Below are 7773 nucleotides of genomic sequence, written 5' to 3'. Positions count from 1 at the left end.
CCAGTACCGCAGCGACGTAATCGACGGCTGCCTCACCGGAACCGGACTCGTCCGCACCCCACCATGACGACATCACGCATTCAAGGTCAGTAACCATCTGCCTCAGCGACCCCTCCACCGCTCTCATCGCGCTCATCGACGCTCACTCACGCACGGAGTTCAGCGGGACCGACTATCTTGACTGCCTTTCCCAGGCCCGCCGACAGCTCGAACTTGATGGCCGCCTCTTGTGCTGCCAGGGAGCCCGCCCCAACGTCCACCCGTCCGGACAGCTCCGACAATTTACCAACGGGCGGCAAGCGTATGTCCGCCACTCGGAACCCCGGAGCGAGGGTACTGAGACAGTCGACATCTTCGCCCCCGCACCCACCGGAGACGTTGTAACTCTCGACGACCAGCGAGCAGCGATAATCAGCTCTTGGAACGCCCGGCACCCGGGAAATCAAATCTGACGCCCTCATAGCCTCAGTCACGCTGCGTAGATCCTTCACACAACTCGTGCCAGAACCAGCTCTCACGTACAAAGCCAGGAGGATGCGCGCATGGCGAGGTTGGGTCGTCCGGGGATGTCGGACGTGCAGAAGAGAGAGTTGTGGGACCGCTGGAAGGCCGGCGAGTCGATCAGTGAGATCTCCCGCGCCCTTGGCAGGCCGCCGGGGTCGATCTTCACGATCCTGAAGTCCAACGGCGGCTATGTCCCGGCCGTTCGGCGGCGTCGTGCGGACGCGTTGACCTGCACCGAGCGCGAGTCGATCTCCCGTGGCCTGGCCCAGGGCGACTCCATGCGCGCAATCGCCCGTGTTCTCGGGCGGTCGGCCTCGACCATTAGCCGTGAAATCGCACGCAATAAGGGGACGGAGCACTATCGGGCTGTGGATGCGGAGGATCGCGCCTGGGACCGTGCCCGGCGGTCCAAGCCCTGCCTGCTGGCCACCAACGAGCCCCTGCGCGCCCTGGTCGCCGAGAAGCTGGCCGAGGACTGGTCGCCGCAGCAGATAGCCGGGCACCTGGCCAAGACGCAGCCGGCCAGCACAGGGATGCGGATCAGTCACGAGACCATCTACAAGTCCCTGTTCATGCAGGCCCGCAAGGTCCTCGCGAAGGAACTCCAGCAGCACCTGCGCTCGAGGCGCCCCACCAGGCGCAGTATTCACAACACCATTACCGGGCAGTGGCGTTCACAGATCAAGGACGCGGTTCCGATCCACGAGCGCCCCGCCGAGGCAGACGACCGCACCGTCCCCGGACACTGGGAAGGCGACCTGGTGATGGGCAGTGGCGTCACCCAGGTCGCGACCCTGGTCGAACGCACCACCCGCTTCACAGTGCTGGTCCAGCTCGACGGCCGCGACACGACCACCGTCACCGCAAGGGTCTCCGCAAAGATGCTGGACCTGCCCGCCCGGCTGCGGAAGTCACTGACCTGGGACCGCGGCATGGAACTGGCCGCCCACAAGAACGTCACCGCCGCGACCGGCCTGGCCGTCTACTTCGCCGATCCCCAGAGCCCCTGGCAGCGCGGCACCAACGAGAACACCAACCGTCTCCTGCGCCAGTACCTGCCCAAGGGCACCGGGATGGGCCACCTCACCCAGGCCGATCTGGACACCATCGCCCTGCGGTTGAACACCCGCCCCCGCAAGACCCTCGAATTCGACACCCCAGCCGATAGACTCACCGCCCTGTTGCGCTGACCGTTTGACTGCACCGACGCCGCCTTGAGGATCTCGTTGGCCCGCCGAAGCCCGGCGTTTTCGGCCTTGAGCCGCTTGATCTCCGTGGCATCTTCGGAGGTGACGCCGGGCCGCTGGCCGGCGTCGACTTGGGATTTGCGGACCCATGTCCGCACCGTCTCTGCGGCGCCGATGCCCAGCTTCGCGGCGACCGCCTTCATCGCGGCCCACTCGGTCGGGTAGTTGGGACGGATCTCAGCGACCATGCGCACCGCACGCTCACGAAGCTCAGCAGGATAGGGGGACGGACGTGCCATGACTCGATCCTCTCAGGGAATCGAGTCTCCATTCGAGCCGGGGCGGTTCACCCTGCGAGTTGAAACGCACCCACTCAGAATGCGTGGAACTCCCCGAAGGGCGGCTCGAACGAGGGGTCAGGCAAACGAATCGCCTTGCAGCGAGTCACTGGTTCAGCCCAGAGATCGGCGGCGACCGTCGTCAAAGCTTTACTGGGAAAGGCGTCGGGAATCCCCGCCCACCCCAGGTTCCGCTCGTAGTAGTGCACGGCGGTTCGCACTGACGACGCCCAGGCGTCGTCAATGACGATCAGTCCCCCGGGCCGGACGATCTTGCGCAGGAAGTAGAGATCGACGAAGACTTCGTGGAACCGGTGACTGCCGTCCACGAATGCCGCATCGGCGGCGAGACCTTCGGTGATGAGTTGCGGGAGCGCGATCGACGACGGAGCGAGCATGAGCGAGGCGATCGAGTCCAGTCCCGCAGAGCGCAGCAGATCCCAGCCGGCATTGGACCAGTCACGTTCTTGAAACGGGTCGATGATGACGTGCCGGGGACGCGGCGGGCTGACTGTGACTAGCGCTTCACCGATCGCGAGCGCGGAACTGGCATAGGCGAGACCAACCTCGACAACCGTCTGCGCGCCCTCGGAGATCAGCAGGTCGCGCAGCTGGTCGCATTCGGCCTCGGGCACCGTGACCGTCTCGAAGTCCGCCTCGCGGTCCCGCGTCCGCGGAGGACCGTGCTTCGCGAGCCGGCGGCGCACCTCGCGGACCCGCGTCCTACGTTCATCCGTTTCCATCCTGCTGGCCACCCTTCCACACGCCAGGGAGTGGTCAACGGTCAATTCTGAAGGGCGGCCACAACCTGGTCAGCATCCACGTCCACGTCCACGCCGCGACGCAGGACCACGACCTGCCCTTGCGCAAGGTCCACGACGACGACGGCGGTCGCATCCGCATGAAGCGGACCTGCGAGAAGTGCGGCCAGGAAGTCCCCTACGCCGACATCGCCCGCGGCTAACAGGACGATGCCGGTGGACCGCGGTACTCACCGACGCCGACTTCGCGGAGTTGCCGCTACCGAGCATGAAGGTGATCGACATGATGGCCTTCGTCGACGCCGGCGACGTCGACCCCGTCTCCCTGTCACGCGCCTACTTCCTCGCCGGCGACACCCCCGCTGCTGTCGCCGGGACAACCACCGCCCGGACCACGAACCTACAATCGCTGCTCCGACACCGATCAGGCCGCCAACTACTGCTTCGATCAAGCGCACAGCATGCAGCGCCCAACAAGACCAGCCCGCAGCCGAGGAGGGCGACCGGTCTCTTGGGACAGACCGCGAACGACCCTAACCGCCCTTCTCACCCACTTTTGCTTGCCACTTTGAAGGCCGCATGCCGCCCGCCGCGGACCCCACCACACAGAAGGCAGCCAGCGCGCCAACCGGACGTTGACCCGCGGACAGTCGTCCCGGTCCTGCGCGGCGGGCCCTGTCGGCGGTGGTGATCAGACCGGGAGGGCGCCGATCGGTTGCGGCGCTTCGGGAACCGGCGGGTTCACGCGACGAAATCGCTCTTGTAGAAGATGCTGGCGTCGAAAGTGTCGTCGTCGGGGTAGTCAGGATTCCCCAGAGTCTTCGACGAAAAGCCGAAGGCGAGCCGAGGCGCCCCCGAGGCCATCCAGATAGCTGTCCCTTGCGGTTCTCGGCCTGGCAGGGACTGCCCGGCTGTCGTCTGGAATTTGTCGTAGTACGAACCCCCCGTGTCGTTCAGATCAAGGGTGACGAGATAGGAGTTGCCGCCCGGACCGCCGAAGAGCAGGTATGCGTACTGCCCGCACAGGGTGATGCCCTGGAACAGGTCGGAGCTGCTGAGACCGAGTTCGTCGTTGTTGGGGATCGCCCGCTCGACCAGGCGGTAGCTGTCGCTGAGGCGTCCGGCGACCGCGTCGGCCATGTCGAAGACCACGATGCGCCACACCCGGCTCGCGCTGTCGCTGGTCGCATAGCGGACGAGGAGTCTGTTGGTGTAGGGATCGATCGCGGGCCGGGGCAGCTTGGCGAAACTGGAGATCGTCGGCGTGCGGTCGTAGATGGTGATGGACGGGGCGGAGTACTTGAGGGTGAGCCCGTCGACGAACTCGAAGCGGGCCAGCTTCTGGCCCGTCCCGTTGTCGTCGGAATCGTCGCCCTCGATCCACAGGTACGGTGACGCGCCCGTCCCCCGGGGCTCCACGGCCATGTTCGAGCCGTGCCCGAATCCCTGGATGGCCATCGCCGCCAGCACGTTCCCTGAAAGATCGGTCTGGGAAATCCACAGGTCACCGTTGTGATCGGCGAGGTCGCCGACTCTGTGCTGCGCGAAGTATATGCGGCCGTTGACGTTGTCGTATGCGAACGACTGCATTGCCCAGTAGGGCTGATGAAGGGTGGCCCTCCAGATGGGGTTGCCACCGTTGCCGGACAGAACGAAGTGTTTGGACGAGGGCACAGTCGCGTTCGCCGTTCCCGCTGCCAAAAGCGGAGCCACCGAGCCGATGGTGGTGGCGGCGGCGATTTTGGCCCCGGTTCGAAGGATCTGGCGCCGGTTCGGTCCCTGCTGGTCGTTCGCGGAGCTCGCGTCGTGCACCGGGTTTCCCCCTCGGTTTTCGCCGGGCGAGTGCCCGACGTGAGACAAGCGAGGCTAGAGGTGCGTGGGCTGGGTGTCGAGGCGGCGGGTGTCTTCGCCTTCTCCTACCTGATGCCAGCGCTGGGCCTTCGTAGCCCTGGCCTCTCTGTTGGTGATCTGGCGTGCGGTGCTGACGGTGGGGCGGCGGGGTGCTCCGCTGGAGGAGTGCGGGGTGGCCTCGGGTTCTGGGGTGTGGGTGCGGTGTCGTTACGGCCGAGGAGTTTCCAGCGGATTCCGGTGAGGACGTTGTGCTGGTGCGGGACCGGCTGGATGTGCTGTTCGAGGACTAGGAGTTCGCGGACCTGTATCCCGCCGACGGCCGTCCGGAGTTCTCGCCGCGGCAGCTGGCGATGGTGTCGGTGCTGCAGTTCGCGGAGAACCTGTCGGATCGCGCCGCGGCAGACGCGGTGCGCACCAGGATCGACTTCAAGTACGCGCTGGTGCGCCACGAGGCGCCGCTATTTCCGGGCGGGGGTGAAAGACCCCCGCCGCTGGTCTGTCGCAGCAGGCTGGTGAAGCTGAGGGCAGCCTGATCGCGGAGACGCGCGGGAGGGTGGCAAGCAGCCCTGACAACGACGGGACGTACTGGTACTGCCAGACGGTACGGGCCCGGCAAGCGAGACGAGAAGCTGTACGAGGGGAACCAGTGCCCGAAGCCTCGTAACACTTGAACCGGCTCGAACCTGGTGGATCTGGGCCGGGTGCAGTGCGCGTGACTGCCTAATCGCGGCGGTCGCGACTCCGCCGCTGGTGAAGTGCGCTGGCGCGGAGGCCATGTTGAAGGTCTGCGGCGTAGGCATGGCGATGCTGCCGGGGTACAGCTGGGCGGCTCACTCGACAACCGGTTAGCGGTGAACGTGGGAAGCGGTCCGATGCCGCCTGAATCCCGGCAGCCAGCTGGGCGGCGGGCAGGCCCGTCGTCGGCTGGAGGCAGCGGATCGTGGCGGAGCCCTCGTAGTAGTCCGAGCGCGCGAGAGGCGCGTACATGGCGAAGGGGGACAGCAAGTCAGCAGCGGAAAGAGTGGAAGACCAGGAGGTGTCGTTGGTGAATACCGACGAGCTGGAGTACATCCTGATGAGGGCGGAGCGCCGGGTACTGGAGATCCATACGAAGCTGCACCGGTGGGCCCGCGAGGATCCTCATCGCAGGTTCAGTGATCTGTTCAACCTCGTTGCCGACCCCGCGTTCCTTCTGGTCGCGTGGGTTCGGGTGCGGGGCGGCAAGGGAGCCCGCACGGCCGGAGTGGACGGCGAGACCGCCTACTACGTGGAGACCGTGCGGGGCGTCGAGAACTTCCTCGACGGGATGTGTTCCTCGATCAAGGACCGCAGTTTCTGCCCGCTCCCGGTCCGGGAACGGATGATCCCCAAGGCGGGCGGCAAGCAGCGCCGTCTGGGGATCGCGACCGTGAGGGACCGGGTGGTGCAGGCGTCCCTGAAGCTGGTGCTCGAGCCGGTGTTCGAAGCGGACTTCCTCCCGTGTTCCTACGGGTTCCGCCCGAATCACCGGGCCCACGACGCGGTGGCCGAGGTCCGCCACTTCACCTCCCACTCCTACGAGTGGATCGTGGAGGGCGACATCAAAGCCTGCTTCGACGAGATCTCGCACGCCGCCCTGATGGACCGGGTGCGCGCACGCGTCGCGGACAAACGCGTCCTGGCCCTGGTAAAGGCATTCTTGAAGTCCGGGATCCTCGGTGAGGACCGGGAGTTCAGGGAGACCAGCGCTGGAACCCCCCAGGGATCAATCCTCTCCCCGTTGCTGAGCAACGTGGCCCTCTCCGTCCTGGACGAGCATGTTGCCCGGGGCCCGGGAGGTCCTGCGAGCACCTTCAACGACCACCAGAAACGCCGCCGTCGCGGACTGCCGAACTACCGGCTGATCCGTTACGCGGACGACTGGTGCCTGGTCGTGTCGGGCACCAAGGCCGACGCGGAGGCGCTCAAGGAAGAGGCCGCCCAGGTCCTCCCCACGATGGGCTTGCGCCTGTCGCCGGAAAAGACGCTGGTCACCCATATCGACGCGGGCCTCGATTTTCTTGGCTGGCGCATCCAGCGCCATCGCAAGCGAGGCACCAACAAGCACTACGTCGACACCTATCCGTCACGCAAGGCCCTCGCGGCCGTGATGGCCAAGGTCAAGACGCAGTGCCGCAGAACAGGCACGGACGTGCCCTTCGACACCCTGCTCATCTGTCTCAACTGGATGTTGCGGGGCTGGTGCGCCTACTTCCGGCCGGGGTGTCAAGCGCCGTTTTCCAGTACCTGAGCTCGTATGTCTGGGGCCGGGTGATCTGGTGGCTTCGGCGCAAGCACCCCCGGATGAACTGGAAGGACCTGCGCCGCCGCTTCTGCGGTGGCGGGTGGTGGCCGGCCAGCGAGGAACGGGAACTGTTCAGCCCGGCGAGAGTGCACACCACGCGCTATCGCTACCGTGGATCAGTCATTCCCTCGCCATGGCCTCACGGGATGAGGACAGCCCTCAAGGAACTGCCGGGGCTTGTGGAGCGCCCGTTGCGTTGAGAGGCGCACGGCGGGTGCGGGAAGCGGTCCGGAGAAACGGCCCGGCCGAAAGGCCGGGACCGCGCTCCGGGCCGACTTCACGGCCTAGAGCTGGAGGACCCGGGATTCGACTACTCGGTGCTCAGCGAATTCCGGGCCCGGCTGGCCGAAGGAGATGCCGCTGACCGGCTGCTGCGGGCGATGCTGCAGCGGCTGGTGGAGGCCGGGCTGCTCAAAGCCGGGGGCCGCCAGCGCACCGACGCCACCCATGTGCTCGCGGCGGTCCGCATGCTCAGCCGCCTGGAACTGGCCGGGGAGACGCTGCGGGCCGCGCTGGGCGGTAGGTGCGGCCGGTGTGCTCCCACGTGCCCTCTCCGCGCACGACCTTGATCCAGACGGGGTAGCGCCCCCGGTGGCTACCGACCCAGATCGATTCCGACAGCCGCACGGTACGGCGGGCCTGCCCTGCGCCTGCCTCGTGCTTCGTTCGAGTGATGCTCTCGGCGGCCGGGGCTGAACAAATCCCCAGCGTGTGAGGTTTCTTCACCGTCATCAGGCGCCGGCGTTCTGTGCGCTGCAGGCGTAAGCAGTCCGGGATCATGCAGTGTGCGGCGTCGGTGGAACGTCCTC

The 7773-nt window shown here is 66.4% G+C and carries 6 protein-coding genes and 2 pseudogenes; 5 read left to right on the top strand and 3 right to left on the bottom strand.

The window, feature by feature from the left end:
• Positions 1-542: 542 nt before the first annotated feature.
• The gene (locus ACFXJ5_RS38935) at positions 543-1694 is read left to right on the top strand and encodes an IS30 family transposase (RefSeq protein ID WP_384642479.1); all 1152 of its coding nucleotides are present in this window, start codon (positions 543-545) and stop codon (positions 1692-1694) included.
• On the opposite strand, the pseudogene ACFXJ5_RS38930 reads toward ACFXJ5_RS38935, so the two are convergent.
• Positions 1679-1990 (bottom strand): annotated as a pseudogene (locus tag ACFXJ5_RS38930) (IS3-like element ISMyma3 family transposase); the annotation flags it as partial. The gene ACFXJ5_RS38935 and the pseudogene ACFXJ5_RS38930 sit on opposite strands and share 16 nt — an antisense overlap.
• 74 nt (positions 1991-2064) lie before the next feature.
• Positions 2065-2772, bottom strand: a complete 708-nt coding sequence (locus ACFXJ5_RS38925; protein WP_384642476.1) for a class I SAM-dependent methyltransferase — start codon at positions 2770-2772, stop codon at positions 2065-2067.
• Positions 2773-2891: 119 nt separating this feature from the next.
• Here ACFXJ5_RS38925 and ACFXJ5_RS38920 point away from each other — a divergent pair, with 119 nt between their 5' ends.
• Positions 2892-2993 (top strand): hypothetical protein, encoded by a 102-nt coding sequence (locus tag ACFXJ5_RS38920; RefSeq protein WP_384642474.1) that lies wholly within the window; start codon positions 2892-2894, stop codon positions 2991-2993.
• A gap of 538 nt (positions 2994-3531) precedes the next feature.
• Here the strand turns inward: ACFXJ5_RS38920 and ACFXJ5_RS38915 are convergent.
• The gene (locus ACFXJ5_RS38915) at positions 3532-4602 is read right to left on the bottom strand and encodes a phage baseplate protein (RefSeq protein WP_384642471.1); all 1071 of its coding nucleotides are present in this window, start codon (positions 4600-4602) and stop codon (positions 3532-3534) included.
• A gap of 341 nt (positions 4603-4943) precedes the next feature.
• Here ACFXJ5_RS38915 and ACFXJ5_RS38910 point away from each other — a divergent pair, with 341 nt between their 5' ends.
• The 3 genes and pseudogenes from ACFXJ5_RS38910 to ACFXJ5_RS38900 form a co-directional block, all read left to right on the top strand.
• Positions 4944-5174 carry a transposase gene (locus tag ACFXJ5_RS38910; RefSeq protein WP_384642487.1) on the top strand — a complete coding sequence of 77 codons (231 nt, stop codon included), beginning with the start codon at positions 4944-4946 and terminating at the stop codon, positions 5172-5174.
• Positions 5175-5686: 512 nt separating this feature from the next.
• The gene (ltrA, locus tag ACFXJ5_RS38905; protein ID WP_384642468.1) at positions 5687-6910 is read left to right on the top strand and encodes a group II intron reverse transcriptase/maturase; all 1224 of its coding nucleotides are present in this window, start codon (positions 5687-5689) and stop codon (positions 6908-6910) included.
• A 338-nt stretch (positions 6911-7248) separates the two neighbouring features.
• A pseudogene (locus tag ACFXJ5_RS38900) lies at positions 7249-7479 on the top strand (transposase); the annotation flags it as partial.
• Between the last annotated feature and the right edge of the window lie 294 nt (positions 7480-7773).

It is taken from the genome of Streptomyces sp. NPDC059373 (assembly GCF_042751495.1).
Classification (GTDB): Bacteria; Actinomycetota; Actinomycetes; order Streptomycetales; family Streptomycetaceae; genus Actinacidiphila.
This window is presented reverse-complemented; position numbering and strand designations above follow the sequence as displayed.

Excerpts from the sequence above, each read along its gene's own strand:
- ACFXJ5_RS38935 (WP_384642479.1), top strand. The coding sequence starts at position 543 with ATGGCGAGGTTGGGTCGTCCGGGGATGTCGGACGTGCAGAAGAGAGAG.
- ACFXJ5_RS38925 (WP_384642476.1), bottom strand. The coding sequence starts at position 2,772 with ATGGAAACGGATGAACGTAGGACGCGGGTCCGCGAGGTGCGCCGCCGG.